Raw genomic sequence first — 716 nt, 5'->3', positions numbered from 1 at the left:
GCTCATGACGCAGGAACGTCACAACCCGACCCACATCAGTATTATAACACAACTGATGGCGATGGTTCAACACAAGACCGCCAAGACTGGTGGTCTCGGATGGAATCCGTAGGTCGTTCATATACGAAATTAGAGGCCCAAAGGGTCATCAAAGCTCAGTCATATGATGGGGGGTATTATCCTCGTTCATGGCTTGGGCATGTGTTCCATCTGGGGTGGTCTGTTGATGATATCTGCTGGCTGATATCTGCTGACTGCAAGCACCTTGGGCTTATAGCTCGGGATTATTCTGCTGATGAGAATCTGCGTTTTGCGTGTCGTTCGGAACAGGAAGACAGGCGACGCTTCAGGCTTCCTGCTGGTKGTTTAGAATACGTTCCAGAGGTTAAGGAAGCGAAGGAATCACGCGGAGAGATTTTTGATGCAGGACCGTCTGAGAATGGGTGTGAGTCATCTTCTCGGATAGGTTTTTATGAGCTTCTTCGTCGCAACAGTGGGAACAAGGTTGATGTGTTTAAACATCTTGAACGCATTGGCAGGGATGAGGCCATAAGGCTTCAATCTGATCGCATTGCTGACAGGCTTGAAGGTCTGGGGATTCCGTCTAGGCGTAAGAAGCAGGATGGCACCTTTTTCAAGGTGGGTTTGCTGTCTGGATTAGCTAAGCAGATGGATGAACAGTTTAGGCATATCATGTTCATTCCTGCTGTTGCTGT

At 48.5% G+C, this 716-nt stretch carries 1 protein-coding gene; it reads left to right on the top strand.

Annotated elements, in window-relative coordinates; genetic code table 11:
- Nucleotides 1-99: 99 nt before the first annotated feature.
- On the top strand, nt 100-716 hold a 617-nt coding region (locus tag KP705_RS15725), incomplete at its 3' end, for a hypothetical protein (RefSeq protein WP_215764869.1).

The organism is Gluconobacter sp. P1D12_c (genome assembly GCF_018812105.1).
GTDB lineage: Bacteria > Pseudomonadota > Alphaproteobacteria > Acetobacterales > Acetobacteraceae > Gluconobacter > Gluconobacter oxydans_A.
The sequence above is the reverse complement of the archived record's forward strand: the minus strand, read 5'-3'. Positions and strand labels throughout refer to the sequence as shown.